General features: G+C 72.6%; 18 protein-coding genes. 9 read left to right on the top strand and 9 right to left on the bottom strand.

Going from position 1 to position 21,658, the window contains the following annotated elements; genetic code table 11:
• The first annotated feature begins 111 nt into the window (after positions 1 to 111).
• Both recG and LW587_RS06550 read left to right on the top strand, forming a co-directional pair.
• Positions 112 to 2,301, top strand: a complete 2,190-nt coding sequence (gene recG, locus LW587_RS06555; protein WP_232628787.1) for an ATP-dependent DNA helicase RecG — start codon at positions 112 to 114, stop codon at positions 2,299 to 2,301.
• A gap of 400 nt (positions 2,302 to 2,701) precedes the next feature.
• Entirely contained in the window at positions 2,702 to 2,944 is a 243-nt protein-coding gene (locus LW587_RS06550; RefSeq protein ID WP_232628786.1) for a hypothetical protein, read from the top strand.
• An 18-nt stretch (positions 2,945 to 2,962) separates the two neighbouring features.
• On the opposite strand, the gene LW587_RS06545 is transcribed toward LW587_RS06550, so the two are convergent.
• The 3 genes from LW587_RS06545 to LW587_RS06535 form a co-directional block, all read right to left on the bottom strand.
• A complete protein-coding gene (locus tag LW587_RS06545; RefSeq protein WP_232628785.1) occupies positions 2,963 to 3,751 on the bottom strand; it encodes a DUF502 domain-containing protein in 789 nt (262 codons plus the stop codon).
• A 328-nt stretch (positions 3,752 to 4,079) separates the two neighbouring features.
• The gene (locus tag LW587_RS06540; protein ID WP_232628784.1) at positions 4,080 to 5,372 is read right to left on the bottom strand and encodes an RNA polymerase sigma factor; all 1,293 of its coding nucleotides are present in this window, start codon (positions 5,370 to 5,372) and stop codon (positions 4,080 to 4,082) included.
• The gene (locus LW587_RS06535) at positions 5,369 to 5,764 is read right to left on the bottom strand and encodes a YciI family protein (RefSeq protein ID WP_232628783.1); all 396 of its coding nucleotides are present in this window, start codon (positions 5,762 to 5,764) and stop codon (positions 5,369 to 5,371) included. The genes LW587_RS06540 and LW587_RS06535 overlap by 4 nt, the downstream gene beginning before the upstream one ends.
• A gap of 235 nt (positions 5,765 to 5,999) precedes the next feature.
• Here LW587_RS06535 and LW587_RS06530 point away from each other — a divergent pair, with 235 nt between their 5' ends.
• Positions 6,000 to 6,434 (top strand): GlcG/HbpS family heme-binding protein, encoded by a 435-nt coding sequence (locus tag LW587_RS06530; RefSeq protein ID WP_232628782.1) that lies wholly within the window; start codon positions 6,000 to 6,002, stop codon positions 6,432 to 6,434.
• A gap of 64 nt (positions 6,435 to 6,498) precedes the next feature.
• On the opposite strand, the gene LW587_RS06525 is transcribed toward LW587_RS06530, so the two are convergent.
• Complete coding sequence (locus LW587_RS06525) at positions 6,499 to 6,729, bottom strand: hypothetical protein (RefSeq protein WP_232628781.1); 231 nt, start codon at positions 6,727 to 6,729, stop codon at positions 6,499 to 6,501.
• Positions 6,730 to 7,360: 631 nt separating this feature from the next.
• Between LW587_RS06525 and glmU the strand changes: the two genes are divergently transcribed.
• Both glmU and speB read left to right on the top strand, forming a co-directional pair.
• Positions 7,361 to 8,776: a bifunctional UDP-N-acetylglucosamine diphosphorylase/glucosamine-1-phosphate N-acetyltransferase GlmU gene (gene glmU / locus LW587_RS06520; protein ID WP_232628780.1), complete on the top strand. Its 1,416-nt coding sequence runs from the start codon at positions 7,361 to 7,363 to the stop codon at positions 8,774 to 8,776.
• A gap of 76 nt (positions 8,777 to 8,852) precedes the next feature.
• A complete protein-coding gene (gene speB / locus LW587_RS06515; RefSeq protein ID WP_232628779.1) occupies positions 8,853 to 9,860 on the top strand; it encodes an agmatinase in 1,008 nt (335 codons plus the stop codon).
• A gap of 5 nt (positions 9,861 to 9,865) precedes the next feature.
• Here the strand turns inward: speB and LW587_RS06510 are convergent, their stop codons facing one another.
• The 3 genes from LW587_RS06510 to LW587_RS06500 all read right to left on the bottom strand — a co-directional run bounded on the left by LW587_RS06510 (position 9,866) and on the right by LW587_RS06500 (position 15,779).
• Entirely contained in the window at positions 9,866 to 11,056 is a 1,191-nt protein-coding gene (locus LW587_RS06510; RefSeq protein WP_232628778.1) for an HD-GYP domain-containing protein, read from the bottom strand.
• A 351-nt stretch (positions 11,057 to 11,407) separates the two neighbouring features.
• A complete protein-coding gene (locus LW587_RS06505; protein ID WP_232628777.1) occupies positions 11,408 to 14,548 on the bottom strand; it encodes an efflux RND transporter permease subunit in 3,141 nt (1,046 codons plus the stop codon).
• Between the two features lie 10 nt (positions 14,549 to 14,558).
• Positions 14,559 to 15,779, bottom strand: coding sequence for an efflux RND transporter periplasmic adaptor subunit (locus LW587_RS06500; protein ID WP_232628776.1), 1,221 nt, complete (start codon positions 15,777 to 15,779; stop codon positions 14,559 to 14,561).
• A gap of 230 nt (positions 15,780 to 16,009) precedes the next feature.
• On the opposite strand from LW587_RS06500, the gene LW587_RS06495 reads away from it, so the two are divergent.
• Positions 16,010 to 16,192 (top strand): hypothetical protein, encoded by a 183-nt coding sequence (locus LW587_RS06495; RefSeq protein ID WP_232628839.1) that lies wholly within the window; start codon positions 16,010 to 16,012, stop codon positions 16,190 to 16,192.
• A 174-nt stretch (positions 16,193 to 16,366) separates the two neighbouring features.
• Here the strand turns inward: LW587_RS06495 and mazG are convergent, their stop codons facing one another.
• Positions 16,367 to 17,227 carry a nucleoside triphosphate pyrophosphohydrolase gene (gene mazG, locus LW587_RS06490; RefSeq protein ID WP_232628775.1) on the bottom strand — a complete coding sequence of 287 codons (861 nt, stop codon included), beginning with the start codon at positions 17,225 to 17,227 and terminating at the stop codon, positions 16,367 to 16,369.
• Positions 17,228 to 17,974: 747 nt separating this feature from the next.
• Between mazG and LW587_RS06485 the strand changes: the two genes are divergently transcribed.
• The gene (locus LW587_RS06485) at positions 17,975 to 19,066 is read left to right on the top strand and encodes a replication protein RepA (protein WP_232628774.1); all 1,092 of its coding nucleotides are present in this window, start codon (positions 17,975 to 17,977) and stop codon (positions 19,064 to 19,066) included.
• Between the two features lie 403 nt (positions 19,067 to 19,469).
• Positions 19,470 to 20,078 (top strand): winged helix-turn-helix domain-containing protein, encoded by a 609-nt coding sequence (locus tag LW587_RS06480; RefSeq protein ID WP_232628773.1) that lies wholly within the window; start codon positions 19,470 to 19,472, stop codon positions 20,076 to 20,078.
• Between the two features lie 20 nt (positions 20,079 to 20,098).
• On the opposite strand, the gene LW587_RS06475 is transcribed toward LW587_RS06480, so the two are convergent.
• The gene (locus LW587_RS06475) at positions 20,099 to 20,839 is read right to left on the bottom strand and encodes an SDR family oxidoreductase (RefSeq protein ID WP_232628772.1); all 741 of its coding nucleotides are present in this window, start codon (positions 20,837 to 20,839) and stop codon (positions 20,099 to 20,101) included.
• Positions 20,840 to 20,919: 80 nt separating this feature from the next.
• Here LW587_RS06475 and LW587_RS06470 point away from each other — a divergent pair, with 80 nt between their 5' ends.
• Positions 20,920 to 21,633 carry a TetR/AcrR family transcriptional regulator gene (locus LW587_RS06470; protein ID WP_232628771.1) on the top strand — a complete coding sequence of 238 codons (714 nt, stop codon included), beginning with the start codon at positions 20,920 to 20,922 and terminating at the stop codon, positions 21,631 to 21,633.
• The last annotated feature ends 25 nt before the right edge of the window (positions 21,634 to 21,658 follow it).

Genomic DNA, 21,658 nt, shown 5'->3' with positions numbered 1-21,658 from the left:
CCGTGAAACGATCCCGTGAGAAGCCCGCGCATGATGCCATATGCGCAGATGCCGCGGCGGCGTGAAGCAGGGTAAGATCGCCGGAGCGCTGCCTCCCGCACCGCGAGACCCATGATCCCCGACCCGAGCCAGCCCCTCGCCGCCGAGGCCGACACCGCCCCTTCCCGTCCGGGGCGGGACGACGCCCCCGGCCTGCGCCCCAGCCTCCTCGATCAACTCTTCGCCCCCGCCCGCGGCCTGCCGGGCGTGGGCCCCAAGATCGCGCCGCTCATCGAGAAGCTGCTCGGCACCGAGGAGCGCCCGGCCCGCGTCGCCGATCTGCTGTTCCACCTGCCCCAGAGCGGCGTCGCCCGGCCGCTCTGCGGTTCGATCCGCGACGCGCCGACCGGTGAGCCGGTGACGCTCGGAGTCACGGTCGTGGCCCATCGCCCGCCGGGCCTCGGAAAACGCGCGTTCCGGGTGCTGGTCGAGGACGGGACCGGCGACATCAGCCTCGTCTTCTTCGGCATGCCCAAGGGCCGCATCGAGAAGATGCTGCCGCTCGGCAGCCACCGCTACGTCTCCGGCCGGATCGACCTGTGGGACGGCACCCGGCAGATGGTGCATCCCTCGCGCATCCTCGACCAGGAGGGGCTGGCGAGCCTGCCCGCGGTCGAGCCGATCTACGGCGTGACCGAGGGTCTGACCTCGCGGGTCATCAGCCGGATCGTCCATGGCGCCCTGGACCGGCTTCCCGTTCTGCCCGAGTGGCAGGACCCGTCCTATCTCGCCCGCAACCGCTTCCCGCCCTTCGCCGAGGCCCTGCGCCTCGAGCATCGCCCGGAGGAGGCGCCCCCTCCCCCGGTCGAGGGGCAGGCCCCGCCCGCGAGCGCCGCGCGCAAGCGCCTCGCCTACGACGAATTGCTCGCCTCGCAGCTCGCGCTGGCCCTGGTGCGCGCCCGGCAGCGGCGGAAGCCCGGCCGGGTCAATGCCGGCGACGGGCATCTGGCGGAGCGCGTCGAGGCCGCCCTGCCCTTCGCGCTCACGGGCGCCCAGGCGCGGGCGGTGGCGGAGATCCGCGCCGACCTCGCCTCGGAGCGGCGGATGCTGCGCCTGCTCCAGGGCGATGTCGGCTCGGGCAAGACCGCCGTGGCGCTGCTCGCCATGGTCTCGGCGGTGGAGGCCGGGCGGCAGGCCGCCCTGATGGCGCCGACGGAGATTCTCGCGCGCCAGCACTACGAGCGGCTGGTGCCGCTGGCCGGCGCCCTGCGCCTGCGGCTGCTGACCGGCCGCGACCGCGCCGCCGAGCGGCGGGCGACGCTGGCGGATCTGGCATCCGGCGCGATCGACATCGTGGTCGGCACCCATGCCCTGTTCCAGGAGGCGGTGGCGTTCCGCGACCTCGGCCTCGCGGTGGTGGACGAGCAGCACCGGTTCGGCGTGCACCAGCGCCTCGCGCTCGGCGCCAAGGGCGAGGCGGTGGACATCCTCGTGATGACCGCGACCCCGATCCCGCGGACGCTCGCGCTGACCTTCTTCGGCGACATGGACGTGTCGGTGCTCGACGAGAAGCCGGCCGGGCGCCAGCCGATCAAGACCATCACGGTGCCGGTGGAGCGCATCGACGAGGTGGTGGGCGGCCTGCACCGGGCGCTTCACGGAGGCGACCGGATCTACTGGATCTGCCCGCTCGTGGCGGAATCCGAATATGTCGATCTCGCCGCGGCGGGCGAGCGCTTCGAGGACCTGAAGAAGCATTTCGGCGACGCGGTCGGCCTGATCCACGGCAAGATGCCGGGGCCGGAGAAGGATGCCGCGATGGAGGCCTTCGCCGCCGGCCGCACCCGCGTGCTCGTCTCGACCACGGTGGTGGAGGTCGGCGTCGACGTGCCCGAGGCCACCATCATGGTGATCGAGCATGCCGAGCGCTTCGGGCTGGCCCAGCTCCACCAGCTCCGCGGCCGGGTCGGGCGCGGGCACAAGGCCTCCTCCTGCCTGCTGCTCTATCGCGGCCCCCTCGGGCAGGTGGCCAAGGCGCGGCTGGAGATGATGCGCGCGAGCGAGGACGGCTTCCGGATCGCCGAGGAGGACCTGCGCCTGCGCGGCGAGGGCGAGGTGCTCGGCACCCGCCAATCCGGCGCCGCCGCCTTCCGCCTCGCCCGGCTCGAGACCGACGGCGACTTGCTGGAGGCCGCCCGCGACGACGCGCGGCTGATCGTCGAGCGCGACCCGCGCCTCTCGAGCGTGCGCGGACAGGCCCTCAGGGTGCTGCTCTACCTGTTCGAGCGCGAGGCGGCGATCCGGCTGATCGGGGCCGGCTGATCCGGTCCTCGGGTCGCGGAACGGGCCGGAGATCGGCCGCTTCGTTCAGAAATCCGTTCAGGAAGCGACGAAACGGCGGGGTCCGTTCATGTCACGGATGGGCACGCAACCGAAAAACCCGGCTGCGGCATCGCCGCTCCGGCAAATCGTCTTTCTCGTTTGCAATCAGTGACTTGGGCGGATCCCTTCACGCCCTGGGGGAGCGGGCGGACGGGTGCAAAATACGGAATTACCTTGTATCTGCCCCAATTGCCCCTTAACTGAAGATGAACAAACGGCCTCGTAGACCGGGGTGCCACTGGAAAGAAGGAGGATCGCGATGTCGATCGCACCGTTCCAACGCCTGCCGGGTTCCTCCGAGAATTGGGGAGCCGACGCCCTCTCCGTCGAGCCTTGGCTCATGCCCATCTCCGATCGCGAGACCCGCGAGGAAGCCACGAGCGACGCGCTGATGAGCGCGGTGCGCGCCTCCTCCCGGCGCCTCTGGATCGCGGCGAACGCCCTGTGCGCGGGCCTTGCCCTGTTGCTGGCCGCCCAGGTGGCGTCCGACTGGAACAGCCCCGTCGCCCGCCCGGCGACTGGTCAGGTCGCCGATGCGACCCCGCCGACCCTGGCGGTCGAGCGGGCCTCGTTCCAGCACTGATCGCACGCGATCGTCGGATCATCCGTCCTGGCGCGCCGGCTCCCGGCGCGCCTTTTCCATGTCCGGCGCCGACTGCGCGGTGCGCAGGGACGCCGCCATGGCGTTGAGGCGGGCTTGCGGATCCTCGGGCTGGATCACGCCCGCCGACATCACGAGCTTGGCCGCGTCGTCCACGCTGATGCCGACCTCCACGATCTCGGAGCGCGGCAGGTAGAAGAAGAACCCCGTGGTCGGGTTCGGGGCGCAGGGCAGGAACACGCCGACGTAATCCTGCGCGCCGCCCTCCTTCGCCTGGAGCGCGTCTCGCACCTCGTTCGCCGCCGGGGCGGAGAGGAACACCACCGACCACGTGCCCTTCACCGGGAACTCGACGAGGCCGACGGTGCGGAACGAGGTGCCGTTGGCCGAGAACAGGGTCTCGAAGATCTGGCGCAGGCCCCGGTAGAGCCCGGAGATCACCGGCGTGCGGGCGAGCAGCACCTCGCCGAACTCCACCACCGAGCGCCCGACGAGATTGGCGGTGAGGAAGCCCAGCATCGTCAGGGCGACGAAGGCGATGACGAGGCCGAAGCCGGGAATCGAGAAGGGCAGGTAGTGGTCCGGCAGGTAATGCGCCGGCACCAGCGGCTTCACCCAGCCGTCGATGAGGGCGATGAACCACCACGTGATGTAGATCGTGATCGCCAGCGGCCCGGCGACGATGATGCCGGTGAGGAAGTAGGTGCGCAGGCGCCCCCTCGCGCTGACGCGCTTGCGGGACGCGGCGGGTTCGGGGGCCTCGGGGATCGGCGAGAGGGTGGGCGCCACGCATGCACCTCGGGCGACGGGAAGCGGGACGTGAGAGCGTCGTCCCGAAAGGTGGTGGTCCGGCCTTCGGAAAGGGACCTTGCGGAAGCAAGACCCGGGCGCCGCGCGCGGGACACGGTGTCCCACCCGAGGTTCCCAGGGCCCGCCCTCGCCGTCCGGCCCTTCGGGCGAAAGACGTAGCCGCTGGAACCGGGCGGCTCAAGTGCGCGGCTGCGCGCCGGCCGGGGGATCGCACGACGCCGTGTTGGCGGCTTCGCCGCGCCATCGGCGCATCGCGCGCCGCGGGCGTTTCCGAGGATGGAGACATCAAGACCTCCGGGGCCTCGCGTCAGGCGTTCGCCCTGTCTGCGCCGGCCTCCCCCTCCGCCAGGGCGTCGAGCTGCGCGCGGATGAAGGCGGCCTCCGCCGCGCTTCCCGCCAGGGCGATCGCCCGGTCGAAGGCGACCCGTGCCTCGGCCCGGCGCCCGAGCGCCTTCAGGAAGGCCCCCCGCGCCCCGTGAAAGTAGAAATAGGCGGACAGCGCCGCCTCCAGGGGCGCGATCAGGGCGAGCGCCTCGGCCGGCCCCTCGATCGGCCCCCTCGCCTTGGAGACCGCCACGGCGCGGTTCAGCGTCACCACCGGCGAGGGCTGCATCCGCTCCAGGGTGGCGTAGAGGTGGTCGATCTGCGCCCAGTCGGTCGCGTCCGCCCGGGCCGCGCGGGCGTGAAGCGCGGCGACCGCCGCCTGGATCTGGTAGGGCCCGGCCCGGTTGTGGCGCATCGCCTTGTCGAGGAGCGCCAGCCCCTCCCCGATCAGCGCCCGGTCCCACCGGGTCCGGTCCTGCGCCTCCAGGAGGATCGCCGCGCCGTGCGGATCGAAGCGGGCGGCGGCGCGGGCATGCTGCAGGAGCATCAGGGCCGTGAGCCCCAGGATCTCGGGCTCGGCGGGAAACAGCCGCAGCAGCAGGCGGGCGAGGCGGATCGCCTCGTCGCAGAGCGGCGAGCGGTCGCCCGCGGCGTCGAAGGCGGCGGAGTAGCCCTCGTTGAAGACGAGGTAGAGCATGGCGGCGACCGCCGCGAGGCGGGCCTCCCGCTCCGGGCCGCCCGGCGCCTCGAACGGCACCGCGGCCCGGGCCACCCGGGCCTTGGCGCGGGTGAGGCGCTGCTCCATCGCGGCCTCGCTCACGAGGAAGGCCCGGGCGATGCGCGCCGTCGGCACCCCGGAGACGACCCGCAGCGCCAGGGCGATCTGCCCCGTGCGCGGCAGGTCCGGATGGCAGCAGACGAACAGGAGCCGCAGGATGTCGTCGCGGTAATGGGAGGCGTCGAGCCGCTCGGCGAGGTCGGCCTCCGCGTCGTCGCGATCGGCCCCGACTTCGGACAGGGCCGCCTCGTCCGGCAGCGGCGCGTCGCGGCGACGCCGGCGCAGGGCGTCGACCCCGGCATTGCGCCCGACCAGGATCAGCCACGCGGCGGTGTCGCGGGGCGGGCCCTGGCGCGGCCAGTGCGCGAGCGCCCGCAGGCAGGCCTCCTGGAAGGCCTCCTCCGCGGTGTCGAGGTCGCGGAAGTAGCGCAGCAGCGCCGCCATCGCCTTGGGCCGGGCCGCCTTGAGCGCCGGCGCGATCCACTCGATCCCACTCATGACGCCTCGCTCGCGGGCCGCCTCTCCGGAAGGGCGCCGGGATGGAAATGGCCGACCGGGCGCAGCTCGTAGGCGCCGCCGGGATTGGCCGCCCCCAGCGCGCGGGCGATCGCCAGGGCCGCCTCCAGCCCCGCCACCTCGACGAGGTAGAAGCCGAGGAGCTGCTCCTTGGTCTCGGCGAAGGGGCCGTCGATGACGAGGGGCGGCTCGACGTCCTTGCGCAGGGTGGTGGCGGCGGTGGTCGGCATCAGCCGCACCACGGGGCCGAGCGTTCCGTCCGCCGCGAGCCGCTCCTGCACGGCGCCGAGCCGCGCCATCACGGCCTCGTCCTGCTCCCGGCTCCAGGCGCAGACCGCGGCTTCGTCGTGGTAGCAGAGGATGGCATAGAGCATGGCTGTTCCTTTCCCGCTCCTCGCGCCCGCGTCCCGACAGGGGGCGTCCGGCGTTCGGACGGAAACGATGCGCGAGGACGGGCCAGGGTAGCCGGCCCCGACAGGCCGACGCAAAAACGATGGCGCGCGAGGCGACTTGAACGGACGGAGCCGGGGCATACCTCGGCCGGGAGCCCGTGCAGGCTCTCAAGAACAAACGCGGGCACGAGCCCACTCAGGAACGGAGGACACGCGCATGCACGTCACCCTCGAACAGGCGGAGAAGGCGATCGCCGCCGCCCGCGCCAAGGCGGTCGAACTCGGCACGCAGATGTGCATCGCGGTGGTCGATTCCGGCGGCAACCTCAAGGCGTTCGACCGGATGGACGGCGCCTGGGTCGGCTCCATCGACATCGCCCAGAAGAAGGCCAAGACCGCCGTGTTCTTCGGCATGAAGACCGGCGCCATCGGCAGCCTCTCGCAGCCCGGCGGCTCGCTCTACGGGATCGAGCACTCGAACGACGGCCTCATCACCTTCCCCGGCGGCATCCCGATCGTGGATTCCGACGGCGAGATGTCCGGCGCCATCGGAGTCAGCGGCTCCTCGGTGGAGAACGACGAGGCGGTGGCCCTGGCCGGCGCCAAGGTCGTCGGCGACACCGAACTGCCGGATCACCCCTGGCGGACCTGAACGCCGCGGGCGCCCGCGCCTGTCTGACGGCGCGGCGCCCTTTTGCGATCGTCGCGCAGGCGTCTCACCCCGCGCCGCGCCGGGCCCAGGCCGGGTCCCGCACCGGGAGCTCCGCCTCCGGCTCGGCCCGGGCGACGGGGGCGCCGAGCGCGGCCATGAGGACGCGCAGGCCCTCCACCCATTCCTCGGCCTCCGCCCGGGTGGCGAGGCCTTGGCGCCGGAAGACCTTGTCGGGCGCGATCGTCGCGGTCACGTCGAACAGACCGTCCTCCCGATCGCCGATCGCGTATGTCACGAGACGGGGCATCCGGGGGAGGTAGCGCAACCTTCCCCCACCGGAAGGTTTTTCGCGATAAAATCGACCGCACCCGGTCAGGCCGGGCGCGCGCGGATCGCGGCACCCGCAACCAAATCGGTTGTATCTCCTCATTTGCAAAGCTTTAGGTGGAATTCACCGACCGGCGATGCTTGGCGACCGCGAGACGGACCGATGGGCCTTGATCTCTTTCATTTTCTGGCGTCCGGCGCGATCACGGACCGATTCGTTGTCATCGACGTCAATGCCCCTGACATCGCAGATCGGCCAAGCGTCTTCAGACGCAGGACAAATCAATTTTTTCCAAGGTCACGTTGCTTCGCACTCTCACGCATCCGACCTCGGGGAGGCCTTCTCCCGAACCTTCATGGCGAATGGGGACGATCGGCGCAGCCTCCTGTGGGTGTCCCGGTCGCGGGCGACGCGTCGGCGCCGCCATGCCCGTCCTGGCCATGCCCGTCCTGGCCATGCCCGTCCTGGCCATGCCCGTCCTGGCCATGCCCCTCCTGGCCGCGCGCCACGGATGCGGCCTTCGCGCCCGCGCGGGGATCGGCTAAGCGTCTCCGGCGACCCCCGCCGCGGGGCACAGGGTGCGGGAGACCGGATCGGCATGGCGATCGAGGGCGCGGGCCACGGCCCGGACGGGAGCGGCTTCACCGCGGTGGTGCTCGCCGCGGGCAAGGGCACGCGGATGCGCTCCGACCGGCCCAAGGTGCTGCACGCGCTGGCGGGCCGCTCGATGCTCGGCCACGTGCTCGTCGCCGTGCAGGAGGCCGGCGCCGCCCGGCTCGCGGTGGTGGTCGAGCCCGGCCGCGCCGACGTGGCCGAGGAGATCGCCCGGCTCGCCCCCGGAGCCAGCGTGCATCCCCAGGCCGAGCGGCTCGGCACCGCCCACGCGGTGCTCGCCGCCCGCGCGGCGCTGGACGGCTCGGAGGCGGACCTCCTCGTGGCCTTCGGCGACACGCCGCTCATCACCGCCGAGACCTATGCCCGGCTGCGCGCCCCCTTGCGCGCGGGCGCGGCGGTCGCGGTGCTGGCCTTCGAGGCGGAGAATCCCGCAGGCTACGGCCGGGTCCTGACCGAGGACGGCCGGGTCCGGGCGATCCGCGAGGAGAAGGATGCGAGCGAGGCCGAGCGGCAGGTGCGCCTTTCCAATGCCGGGCTGATGGCGCTCGCGGGCCCGCACGCGCTATCCCTGCTCGCGCGGATCGGCAACGACAACGCCAATCGCGAATACTACCTCACCGACGCGGTGGCGCTCGCCGTCGCCGAGGGGCTCGCCGTCGCCGTGGTGCCGGTGGCGGAGAGCGAGGCGCTCGGCGTCAACGACCGGGTGCAGCTCGGCGTCGCCGAGGCCACGATCCAGGCGCGGCTGCGTCGCGCCGCTCAGCTCGGCGGCGCGACGCTCGTCGCCCCCGAGACGGTGTTCCTCGGCGCCGACACGGTGCTCGGCCGCGACGTGACGATCGAGCCCCACTGCGTGTTCGGCCCCGGCGTGGTGATCGGGGACGGCTGCACGATCCGCGCCTTCTCGCACCTGCACGACGCCCGGCTGATGGACGGCGTCGATATCGGCCCGCATGTGCGCCTGCGCGGCGGCGCGGTGCTGGAGGCGGGGGTCCATCTCGGCAACTTCGTCGAGATCAAGAACGCGACCCTGCATGCGGGTGCCAAGGCCTCGCACCTCACCTATCTCGGCGACGCCGAGGTCGGCGCGGGCGCCAATATCGGCGCGGGCACCATCACCTGCAACTACGACGGCGTCTCGAAGCACCGCACCGTGATCGGCGCGGGCGCCTTCATCGGCTCGAACGCGGCCCTGGTGGCCCCCGTCCGCATCGGCGACGGGGCGCTCGTCGGGGCAGGCTCGGTCATCACCCAGGACGTGCCCGGCGACGCGCTGGCGCTGGCCCGCGGGCGCCAGGTCACCCGGGCGGGCGCCGCGCGGGCGCTGCGCGAGACGCTGAAGGCCGCCAAGGCGGCGAGAGCGGCCAAGATGGCACGGGAGTCGGCGGCAAGCGAGTAATCGGCCTCAAGCGACACGGGGCGGGATTGAGCGCCCGCATCGGGCGGGGCGGAGCCCGATTCAGGGAGGGAGCGCCATGGCGCGGGACGCGGACGGGGCGGAGCGGCGCGCACGGTTCCGGCCGGCCTCGGGGATGGAGACGCCGCGCTTCTCGGGGATCGCGAGCTTCATGCGGCTGCCGGTGCTCGCCCCGGAGGACGCGCCGGGCGCCGTCGAGATCGGGCTCATCGGCATCCCCTTCGACGGCACCACCACGAACCGGCCCGGTGCCCGGCTGGGCCCGCGGGCGGTGCGCGAGGCCTCGACCGGGACGCGGGCGATCAACCACGCCACCGGCATCGCCCCCTACGCGCTCGCCGCCTGCGCCGATCTCGGCGACGTGCCGGTCAACCCCGTCGACGCCGCCGACACGGACCGGCGCATCGAGGCCTTCTACCGGCCGCTGGCCGAGGCCGGGATCGTGCCGCTCTCGGTCGGCGGCGATCATTTCGTGAGCTATCCGGTCCTGCGGGCGCTGGGGGCCGCCCGGCCGCTCGGCCTGATCCATATCGACGCCCACAGCGACACCGACGACAGCCAGTACGGCGGATCGCGCCTCACCCACGGCACCCCGTTCCGGCGGGCGGTGGAGGTGGGCGCGCTCGATCCGCGGCGCTGCGTGCAGATCGGCCTCCGCGGCAGCCTGGACGCCGCCGACGAGCGCGACTGGGCGCGGGGGCAGGGCATCCGGATCATCGAGATGGAGGAGGTCTGCGCCCGCGGCCTGCCCGAGGTAGCGGCGGAGGCCCGGGCCGTGATCGGCGAGGCGCCCGCCTATCTGAGCTTCGACATCGACGCCCTCGATCCCGCCTTCGCCCCCGGCACCGGCACGCCGGAGATCGGCGGCTTCACGACGCGGGAGGCGCTGCATCTGCTGCGGGCCCTGCGCGGGCTCGACCTCGTCGGTGCGGACGTGGTGGAGGTCGCCCCCCCGCTCGATCCGGCGGGCGTCACGGCGCTCGCCGGGGCGGGCCTCGCCTTCGAGATCCTGTGCCTCCTGGCGGAGCGCGTCGCGGCGCGGCGCGGGACGGACGGGGGCCCCTGATCCGATCAGCCGGGCGGAATCGGTCCGCCCGCCCCGGAGCCGGCGCGGGCCACGATCGGGCGGTAGGCCCGCAGCAGGTCCGGATCGAGCTGCCCGGCCTGGGCATGCATGATCGCCCAGGCTTCCGCGACGGGCAGCGGGGGCCGGTAGACCCGGCGCTCGGTGAGCGCGGAATGGACGTCGCAGATCGCCACGATCCGGGTCAGGTCGCCGATCCGCCCGGCCATCAGGCCCTCCGGATAGCCCGAGCCGTCCAGGCGCTCGTGATGGTGGCGCACCGCGTCGAGGATGTCGGCGCCGTAGGCGCCCTCCTGCGCCAGCAGGTCGGCCCCGAGGGCGGCGTGGGTCTGCATCACCGCCATCTCGTCCGGGGTCAGAACCCCCGGCTTCTGAAGGATGGCGAGCGGGATCAGGGCCTTGCCGACATCGTGGAGCAGGGCGGCCCGGGCGAGCCGCTCCCGGTCGGCTCGGGGGAAGCCGAGTTCGGCCGCGAAGGCGGCGGCGAAGCCCGCCACGCTGAGGGAGTGCTGGTAGACTTGGATGTCGTGGCGCCAGACGAGGTCGAGCCAGGCGCGGATGCCGATCTCCGAGACAGTGTCGAGCACGATCTGCGTGCCCGCCTCCGCCTCCACCGGGTCGGGCGCCCGGCCGGCGGCGGCTTCGGCGAACAGGCCGGTGACGAGTGTCGTCGCGGCGGCGGCCCGTGCCTCGGGGCTGCCGGTCCGGGCCTCCGCCGCCGCCCGCCTCTCGGTGTCGTGTCCGGGCGCCGGGCTTTGCACAGAGCTCGGCCCAGCCCCTTGCCCGCCCCCTTGCCCCGCCCCGGCTGGGCGCTCCCGGGCCTGCGCCTCCTCGATGAGTCGCAGCAGCGTCGGGACGATGCCGACGGAGCCGCGCGGATCGATCACGGCCGTCGCGCCGAACAGCCGCCGGGCCGCCGCGTCCTGGGCCCCGTTGCCCCGGGCGAGGCAGAGGCAGGGTTCGACGTCGGCGCGGATCCGGTCGGCGAGGCGCGCCATCCAGGCGCTGCCCTCGGCGCGTTCCGCATCGAGATCGAGGACGAAGGCGGAGACGCGCCCCGGGGGAAGGGCTCCGCCCGGCTCGATCACGCGGCAGGGCAGGACGAGAGCGATGCCGCGCGCCAGCCGCTCCGCCCGCGCGCGGCGGTCTGACACGAGGCAGACGAGGCGTTCCGGCATGAGGACATCCGTCAGCCGCGAGCCTTCGGACCCGAAGCAGCGAGGCCAATGATATAACGAAAACGTTGCGAAAAGCTTTGCGTTCGTCTCCTACGGGCAGCGCGCCGTATTCGCCGGCGGCATCGCCGCAGCAACCGCCGCGCCGGTAGAGAATCCTCCCGAATCCGAGATCGAGGACGCGTTTCTCGGTTCTTGTTCCGCATCGGCCCGAGCGCCGGTCTCCACCTCTCGGGCCGACGCGATCGCTCCCGCGTTCGAATTGGATTGTCCGGATCTGGTCCGGGCACGGCTCGCTTCACGTCAGCCCGCGCCGCGCGTCGCTCCGCCCGTCGCGGCGGGGCGCCCGGTCTCCTATTCGGCGGCGACCCGCGACACGGGGGCGCCCAGCAGGTTCGCCGGCGGCGTGTCGGGACGATAGGTCGCCTCCGGCTGCGGCTCGTCCACGGCGCCGATGAACCGCGAAAACAGCCGCACGAACACTCCCGACAGGTCGTCGACGAGCAGGAAGATCGCCGGCACGAACACGAGCGAGAGCACCGTCGAGACGATCAACCCGCCGATCACCGCCACCGCCATCGGAGCCCGGAACTCGCCGCCGATGCCGAGCGCCATGGCCGAGGGCACCATGCCGGCCGCCATGGCGATGGTGGTCATCACGATCGGCCGCGCCCGCTTGCGGCCGGCCTCGACGATGGCGGTGACCCGGTCGACCCCGCGGGCCATCTCCTCCACGGCGAAATCGACCAGCATGATCGCGTTCTTGGTCACCACGCCCATCAGCATCAGGATGCCGATCACGACCGGCATCGAGATCGGCATGTGGAAGAGCAACAGACCGAGGATGGCGCCGCCGATCGAGAGCGGGAGCGAGAACAGGATCGTCAGCGGCTGCAGGAAGTTGCCGAACAGCAGCACGAGGACGCCGAACACCATCATCAGCCCGGCGCCCATGGCGAGCGCGAAGCCCTCGAACACCTCGCCCATCACCTCGGCGTCGCCGGTCTGCTTGATGGTGACGCCGTCGGGCAGGGTGGTGGCGGCCGGCAGGGCCAGCACCTGCTCGATGATGGTGCCCAGCGCGTCCGAGCCCTGGAGATCGCCCTCGATGGCGACGCGGATCGTGCGGTCGTAGCGGTCGATGGCGGTGGGGCCGCGCCCGAGCCGCAGATCGGCCACCGTGGAGAGCGGCACCGCGGCGCCGGCCTTCACCGGCACCTTGAGGGTCTCGATCTCGGGCAGCTGGCCGCGCACGGTCTCGGGCAGCATCACCCGGATCGGCACTTGGCGATCCTTGGCGTTGAACTTGGCGAGGTTGGCCGCGATGTCGCCGATGGTGCCGACCCGGACCGTCTCGGCGATGAGGTCGGTCGAGACGCCGAGATCGGCCGCGACCCCGGGCTTCGGCACGATTCGGATCTCGGTGCGGTCGAGGGGGGCCGTCGACATGACGTTGACGAGGTGGGGCACGCCCATGGCCTCGCGCTGGAGCCGGCTCGCGACCTCGGCCACCACGTCCTTGTCGGGGCCGGAGACGATCAGGGCGAATTCGCGCTGGCCGCCCTCCTGAAGCGACCAGAAGCGGATGTCGGGCACCTGCCGCAGGATGTCCGAGATCTTGAGGTCGATCTGCTTCTGGGTGAGGTGGCGGGTGTTCTTCGGGGTGAGATTCACCGTGAGGCTCGCGAGCCGGACCTCCTTCTTGCCCGGCAGCTGGCGCCCGCCATCGACGAAGACCGAGCGGACCTCGGGCATCGCCCGGATCGTCGCGACGATCGCGTCGGCGACCCGCCGGGTGTCGTCCAGCCGGGCGCCGGGGGGCAGTTCCACCACGAACATCGTGCGCGCCGCGTCCTCCGCCGGCAGGAAGCCCGCGGGCAGGAGCTTCGTGGACGCGATCGAGCCGGCAAAGCAGGCGAGCCCGAGCACCAGGGTGAGGTATTTGTGGCGCACCGACCACGCCACGATCCGGCCGTAGAGCCGCATCACCGCGCCCTCGCGCTCGTCCTCGGGGCCGTGATCGCGCAGGAAATAGGCGGCCAGGAGCGGCGTGATGAGGCGCGCCACCAGCAGCGACATGAACACCGCCGCCGCGATGGTCAGCCCGAACTGCTTGAAGTACTGGCCGGCGATGCCCGGCATGAACGAGACCGGCGCGAAGATCGCGATGATGGTCGCGGTGATCGCGATGACCGCGAGCCCGATCTCGTCGGCGGCCTCCAGGGCGGCGCGGTAGGGCGATTTGCCCATCCGCATGTGGCGGACGATGTTCTCGATCTCGACGATGGCGTCGTCGACCAGGATGCCGGTCACCAGCGTGATGGCGAGCAGGCTCACCGCGTTGAGCGAGAAGCCCAGGGCGCTCATGACCCAGAAGGTCGGCAGCACCGAGAGCGGCAGGGCCACGGCGGCGATGAGCGTCGCGCGCCAGTCGCGCAGGAACAGGAACACCACGATCACCGCGAGGGCCGCGCCTTCGAGCAGGCCGAGCATCGCCGAGTGATAGTTGCCGACGGTGTTGATCACGCTGGTGTCGATCAGGTCGAAGCGCACGTCGGGATTGGCCGCGTGCAGCTCCGCGATCCGCTTGGCCACGGCGGTGGCGACCTCGGCGTCGCTCGCCCCCATGGCCCGGGAGATCGCGAAGCCGACCACCGGCTCGCCGTTGAACCGGGCGAAGGTGCGCGGCTCCTCCGCCGAATCCATCAGGGTGGCCAGTTCGTCGAGGCGCACCTTGCGCCCGCCCGGCACGACGATGGAGGTGGCCCCCAGCGTCTCCAGGCTCGCCGAGCCGCCGAGCGTGCGGATCGACTGCTCCGAGCCGGCGAGCTCCCCGCGCCCGCCCGCCATGTCGGCGGAGGTGAGGCGCAGCTGCCGGTTCACGTCGGCCGCGGTGATGCCGAGGGCGAGCAGCCGGTCGGGCTTGAGCGTCACCCGGATCTCGCGGGCGACGCCGCCCAGCCGCTCGACGCCGCCGACCCCCTTCACGCCCTGGATCTGGCGGGCCACCACGTCGTCGACGAACCACGACAGGTCCTCCGGCGTCATGGCCGGCGCCGAGGCGCCGTAGATCATGATCGGCAGGCCGGCGATCTCGACGCGGCTGATGATCGGCTCGTCGATGGTGCGGGGCAGGTTGATGCGGATCTTCGAGATCGCGTCCTTCACGTCGTTGACGGCGCGGTCCTGGTTCGTCTCCAGGCGGAACTCGATCGTCGTGATCGAGGAGCCCTCCGAGATCGTCGAGAGGATGTGCTTGACGCCCTTCACGCCCGCCACCGAATCCTCGACCCATTTCGTGACCTGGGTCTGGAGTTCCGAGGGCGCCGCACCGGATTGGGTGATCGCCACCGAGACGATCGGGATGTCGATGTTGGGAAACCGCGTGATCGGCAGGCTCCGGAAGCTGACGAGGCCGAGCACCATCAGCACGAGGAACAGGACGAGCGAGGGAATGGGCTTGCGGATCGCCCAGGCCGAGACGTTCAGGCGCATGGCGGGATCCTCAGCGGGGCTCGGCGGCGGCGGATCCGGCGGTGCGGGCCGCCGGCAGGACCGGGCGGACCCGGTCGCCGTCACGCAGGAACGAGCCGGCCCGGGCCACGACGTTTTCGTCGGCGCGCACGCCGGAGCGGAGTTCCGTGAAGCCCTCCGCCGACAGGCCGGTCTCGACCGGACGGGCGGCGACCCGGCCCTCGACCACGGCGAGCACCGTGGCCGTGCCGTCGGCGGCGTAGAGCACCGCGGTGAGCGGCACTGCGACGCCGGAGCGCCGCGCCACCTCGACCCGGCCGCGGGCGAAGGCGCCGATATGCAGCGCGGGATGCGGCTCCAGCCGGATGCGCACCTTCCCGAGCCGGGTGGCGCGGTCGACTTCGGGATAGACCCGGCGCACGGCGCCGGGAACGACGCGCCCGTCCTCCAGCTCGAGGCGGGCCGGGTCGCCGGGATTGAGACGGGGCAGGGCCGTCTCGGGCACCTCCCCCTCGAGCTCGATCTCGCCCCGGGCGATCAGGCGGAACAGGGGCTCGCCGACGGCGCTCGCGGTGGCGCCGACCCGCGCCGTGCGGCGGCTGACGAGGCCGGCCTCCGGGGCGCGGATCTCGGTGCGGGCGCGCCGGAGGGCGATCTCCCGGCCCTGCGCCCGCGCCGTGGCGAGATCGGCCTGGGCGAGCGCCAGCCCGGCCTTCGCCGCGTCGAGCCGCCCCTCGGCGCCCTGCGCCGCCGAGACGCGCTGCTCCAGCGTGACCGCGGTGGCGTTGCCGGTCCTGACCAGCGCCTGCGCCCGCTCCAGCGCCTGGCGCGCCTCGACCTGGGCCGCCTCGGCCTGGACGATCTGGCTCTTCGCCTGGAGGATCGCGGCCTCGGCGCGCGCGGTCGCGGCGGCGTTGGCGGCCTCTTGCGTCTCGATCATCTCCAGCGAGAGGCGGGCCAGCACCGCGCCCTTCTCCACACGGTCGCCCTCCTCGACGAGGAGCGCGACGATGCGCAGGCCCTCGACCTCGGGCGCGACCAGGATCTCATCGCGGGGCACCAGGGTGCCGGTGACGACGGCGCGCTCGACGATCTCGCGCCGCTCGGCCGGCACCACGCTCACCGCGGGCAGGAGCGCGGCCGGATCGGGCACGGCCGCGCCGGGCGCCGACTCGGCGGCCCGGGCGGCTCCGACGGTCAGGCCGAGGCAGACGAGCGCCGCGGCCGGCAGGAGAGGTGAGCGGGCGGGCATCGGGTTTCGTTTCAATGGAGAGCGGGCAAGGGCCGCCCTCCCCTTGTCCACGACGGCCGGCGATTTCATGGCGCGGTTCACGGTCGCACCCCTTCCGCCGCCAACCCTGCCCGAGCCATGGCCCCGGTGCAACACACGGGCCGCCCCCCCCCCGCAACCCGGTGCGACCCTGCGGGTTGTTCCCGCGCCCGATGGCGCAGGAACCCCGGAGGCCCGGCATGAGCATCGTCATGAGCATCTTCCAGATTCGCCAGAGGACCAGCGCTGCCGTCCTCCGGACCGGCAGCGCCGACGACGAGGCCACCGCCCTCGACGCCATGGCCCGCGAGGCGGGCTATGCCGACTACGCCGCGCTCCCCGACGGCCTGCGCCAGGCCGGGTTCGAGGCGGCCAAGCTCGACCTCATCTCCTAAGGCGGGAATTCCCAGGGTCTCGGACCCTGGGTGGGGCGTCGGGGCAAGGGCCCGACCGTCGCAGGGCTCCACCCTGCACCCGCGAAAGGACGCGTCCTTTCGAAACCATGTCCTTCTCGAAACCATGACCTTCGTGCAGGCCCGTCGGAGCGCGCGCGCGCCGGCGGGCTCTTCCTATGGTTCGTCCCGCTTCACCGCCTGCCACGCCGCCTCCATCGCGGCCAGGTCGCTCTCGTCCAGGCCGCGTCCCTCCGTGGCGAGGCGGGCCGCCATCGCGGCGAAGCGGCGCTCGAACTTGTGCGTCCCCCGGCGCAGGGCCTCCTCGGGATCGACGCCCGCATGCCGGGCGAGGTTGGCCACCGAGAACAGGAGATCGCCGATCTCCTCGGCTACCGCCCCGGCATCGCCGGCGACGAGGCTCTCCTCGACCTCGTCCGCCTCCTCGCGGACCTTGGCGAGCACCTGGGCCGCGTCCGGCCAGTCGAAGCCCGTCGCCGCCGCCCGCGTCGAGACCCGGTCGGCCCGGGTGAGCGCCGGCAGCGCCCGGGGGATGCCGTCGAAGGGGCCGGCCGCCGGTTCGGCGCCCTGTCCGGTCTCTTGTCCGCCCCCTCGGCCCGACGCCACCTTCGCGGCCCGTTCCTCCGCCTTGATCCGCTCCCAGCTCGCCGCCACGGCCTCCGGGTCGGTCGGCCGCCGCTCCGGCGGCAGGAGGCGGCCGCGCGCGTCGAACACGTGCGGATGGCGGCGGATCAGCTTGGCGCAGATCGCCCCCACCACGTCGCCGAAGCCGAAGCGGCCCGCCTCCTCGGCGATCCGGGCCTGGAACACGACCTGGAGCAGCAGGTCGCCGAGCTCGTCGCGCAGGTCGTCCGCATCGCCCCGCTCGACCGCGTCGGCGACCTCGTAGGCCTCCTCGATCGTGAAGGGGACGATGCTGGTATGGGTCTGCCGGACGTCCCAGGCACAGCCCCGCTCGGGATCGCGCAAGGCGGCCATCAGCGCCAGCAGCCTGTCGATCGTCGCGCCCTCGTCCATCCCGCGTCTTCCCGCCCCTGTCCGGTGCGTCCGGTCATACCCGCTTCCACGCGAGGCTGTGCAGGGGAAAGGTCGGGGCGAATCTGCCCTCCCCCTGTGGGAAATTCCTTGTATTCCTTTTGATGAAGAGGGGATCCCGGCCGTTCTTTTTGACGAACGAAGCGCCAACCCCCTTAGGAAAGCTATCTGTTAAGGATTCTCAGGGAGTCAGTTCAGCAGGTTATAGGGGGACGGAAAAACCCCTGTTCCTGCGGTGGTTTAAGGGGCATTCGCGCATCCGACTCTGCGCGGGGACGCATCGAACTCTGCGCGGGCGCGCATGGGAGTCTGCGCGGCGCCGGGGCGGTTCTGCATCGGAGTCTGCGTGGGGCCGCAGGCGATTCAGCGTGGATCGCGGCCCCCGCCGGTGGATCGTGGGGAGAAGGGGCCGGCGCGGGGCGTATCGAACTCTGCGCGGGCGGATGGCCCCCGTATCGAACTCTGCGCGCCGCCGCCGGCCCCTACTCGGGCCCCTTCTCTGGCCCCTTGCCTGCCGGGCCTGTGCAGACCGGGGTCTGGAAGCGTGAATTGCCGGGAAAACTCGCGGGCGGCCTGAGACTCCGCGGAGCCGAATCGCGACAGATCGGTTGCCGGCCTGACGCCAGACGAGGCTCGGCCGTGGCGGATTTCCATCGAGGACCCTGAGGACCCGTGAGCGCGCATCCCTCCCCCATCCCCCGCCCGGCAGCCGGGCGCTAGGAACCGGCCATGTCCGGGCTCGAGGCCAAGATCGCCGAGATTCGCGACGCGGATCTCCGCGCTGAGCTGGAGGCGGCCCGCGGCGGATTCCTGTTCGCGCCGATCGTCGAGCATCTCCTCTACCGGCAGCGCCAGCGCGACGCGGAGCAGGCCCAGGCCGGCGCCGAGGCCCGGCGCCGCGAGAGCCTCGGCCGCGACCGCCGCCGCCGCGAGGCCGTGCGCGAGGTGATCGAGAACGAGCCGACCGCCCCGGAGAACCTCCAGCACCTGCACTCGGTCCTGGCGCTCTGCGGCCTGCCCTATCGCGATCCCGGCCCGACCCGGGAATTCGTGCGGGAATACGGGCGCAATTCCCTCAGCCTGATGGCGGGGCGCCTCAAGAACCCGGTGACCGGCGAGATGGAGCCGCAGGGGCTTCCCTACGGCCCCAAGGCCCGGCTGGTGCTCCTGCATCTGTGCACCGAGGCGGTGCGCCAGAGGAGCCCGACGATCGAGGTCGCCGACAGCCTCTCGGGCTTCATGCGGGCGATGGGGTTCTCCGTCACCGGCGGCGAGCGCGGCACGATCGGCGCCTTCAAGGAACAGCTCAACCGGCTCGCCGCCTGCTCGATGCAGATCGGCCTGTGGGACGGCGAGGGCCAGGCCTCGACCCTCAACGTGCCCCCGTTCCGCGCGCTCGAATTGTGGCGCCGCGGCGAGGACGGCCTCGTCTGGCAACGGACCGTCTCGTTCCACCAGGATTTCTACGACAGCCTGATCCGGCACGCCCTGCCGGTCGATATCCGCGCGGCCCGGGCCTTCTCCGGCTCGGCGCGCAAGCTCGACCTGCTGTTCTGGACCGGCTACCGGCTGCGCGCCCTCCAGCGCCCCCTGCGGCTCACCTGGGCGAACCTGCACCGCCAGTTCGGTGCCGAGAATGCCAGCCTGCGCAGCTTCCGCCAGGCCTTCAAGGCGGATCTCGCCGGCCTGCTGGACGTGTTTCCGCGGCTGCGCATCGACCTCGACGAGGGCGGCATGCTGCTCCACCCCGCCGAGCCCGGCAGCCTCCTGGTGCCGCCCAAGGCCACCCGGCCGGCCCGGGCCGCCTCCGGCCGGGGCTGACGGGCCACCGCGCGCTTATCGGCAGACGCCCCGATCCACGATCCTCGGGCCGCCTTCGCTCCCGCGGGGGCGTTGGGCCAAGGGCTCGCCCTCGCGTGGGCCGCTGCCGAGGCGTCGGCCCTATTCCGATATTTTTGGGATATTCTTTTTCTCCAACGGCCACCTTCCTATTCCAGAGCCTTCATATTCCGTGTTGCGGTCCTTGGCCGATCGTGTCCATCATGCTCCGAAAGCTTATTAATTCCCGATACACTCCGCATCACATTCCGACCGCATGAGGACCATTCCCAACAGCGACAAACAGATTGGAATATTCCGGAGAGCCGTTCCTCTTCCGCGGTTTCCGTGATATTCCTTTCTCAGAAACGCGTTCCGTTCCGGAAGGCGGACCGGAGATTCCCGCATGGCCCTGTCGGAAGCCCAGGCCGAGGCGCGGCTGGCGGAGCTGCGCCGGCAGCGCGACGCGATCGAGCGGGAGATGGCCGACCTCGTCCTCTATCTCGATCTCGGGCGGCGCCTGGGCGGTGCGGCCGGGGCAGGGGCAGCGTCGGAGGCGAGCCGGGGGCTGATGCCCGCGCCGGCCTCGTCTCCGGTCCGGGAGACGGTCCGCGCCGCGCCCCCTGCCCCTGCCCCTGCCCCTGCCGCGCCCTTTGCCGCGCCCTTTGCCCCGGCTCCGCCCGTCGGGGCGGCCGCGGCTCGGCCGGTCCCGGCCTCCCCGCCCCTGTCTTCGCCCGAGCCGGAGGAACCGGCCTCCGGCCTGTCCGAGACGGTGCTGGCCCGCCGCTACGGCCGGGCCCTGGTCGAGGCGGCGCTCGCCGTCCTCGAGGAGGCGGGCCGGCCGCTCCATGCCAGTGAGATCTGGGGGCACCTGTCCGCGCGCGGCTTCGCCCTGCCGGGCCAGGACCCGGTCGCGGCGCTCAACACGCGCCTGTGGAAGCGCTCGGGCCCCGGCGGCCCGCTCCGGCGCCTCGGCGAGGCGGTCTACGCGCCGGCCGAGGCGGAGGAGGGGTAGGCCGCCCGGGCGCGGAGGCGTCAGGCGTTCAGCCCGCCATCCACCGTGAGGGTGGTGCCGGTGATCTGCCGCGCGGCCGGGCCGGCGAGGAAGGCCACCGCCGCCGCCACGTCCTCCGGCGTGCCGTAGCGGCCGAGCGGCGTCAGGGCCCGGATCGCGTCGGCCTGGGCGCCCTCGGCCGGGTTCATGTCGGTGTCGGTTCCGCCGGGCTGGACGAGGTTCACGGTGACGGCGCGGGGGCCGAGCTCGCGGGCCAGGCCCCGGGTGAAGGCGAGCAGCGCCGATTTCGTCATCGAATACACCGTCGCCCCGGGGAAGGGGACGCGCTCGGCGAGGCACGAGCCGATCGAGACGATGCGGCCCCCCGGCCCGAGATGCGGCAGGGCGGCCTGGGAGGCCAGCACGACGGACCGGACATTGACGTGAAGGAGCGCGTCGATGTCGGCACGGCTCATTTCGGCCAGGGAGCCGCTGCGACTGATCCCGGCATTGTTGACCAGGATGTCGAGGCCGCCCAGCGCCTCGACGGCCTGGGCGACCGAGCGCGTCACGGCGTCGGCATCGGCGCTGTCGGCCTGGATCGCATGGCCCCGCCGGCCCGTCCCCTCGATCCTCCGGACCACCTCGGCGGCGCGGTCGGCCGACCGTTCGTAGGTGATCGCCACATCCGCCCCCCTCGCCGCGAGCGCCGCCGCGATGGCGGCGCCGATCCCCCGCGAGGCGCCCGTCACGAGGGCGCGTTTCCCGACCAGATCACTCATCGTCTGTCTTTCTGTATCGATCGATATAGAAATGGCTAGGCGTGTTGGCGGGACCGGTCAAGCGGTTTATGTATCGAGCGATGCAGAAATCGGAACCGAGATCCGGACAGGGGGCCGCCGCGGGAGAGCCGGTCCGCGGCCGCGGGCGGCCCCGTGCGTTCGATCGCGCGGCGGCCCTCGCCCGGGCGACCCACCTGTTCTGGGAGCGGGGCTACGAGGCGACCTCCATCGCCGATCTGACGGAGGCGATGGGGATCGGCGCGCCGAGCCTCTACGCCGCCTTCGGCTCGAAGGAGGCGCTCTATACGGAGGCCCTGGGCCACTACCACGACGCCTACGAGGCGTCGGTCTGGGGCCGGTTCCGGGGGGCCGCGACGGTCGGCGAGGCGGTCCGGTGCTACCTGATGGATTCGGCCGCGGTCCTGACCGGATCGCTCAGCGACCATCCCCTCGGCTGTATGGTGACCCTCGCCTCGGTCGGCGGCGGCCGTTCCGATCTCGGCGCGCGCCTGCGCGCCGCGCGGGCGGTCACGCTGGAGCGCCTGGAGGCGCGGCTGGGCCGGGCGCTCGCGGAGGGCGAATTGCCGGCCGGGACCGAGATCGGCGGCCTCGCCCGCTTCCTGCAGGCCGTCCAGAGCGGCATGTCGATCCTGGCCCGCGACGGGGCGAGCCGCGCCGAACTGGAAGCCGTGGCCCGGATCGCGATGGGGCAGAGCGGAATCCCGGGTTGCGCGGCGGACCGCCCCGACCCGTCGGATCCATCACCCGGGTCTCCCGCCCCTCCCCCCGCCTGAAGGGGGCCGCCGCGACGGCTTGAGG

This window comes from Methylobacterium sp. Leaf118 (genome assembly GCF_920984675.1).
Taxonomy (GTDB): Bacteria; Pseudomonadota; Alphaproteobacteria; order Rhizobiales; family Beijerinckiaceae; genus Methylobacterium.
This window is presented reverse-complemented; position numbering and strand designations above follow the sequence as displayed.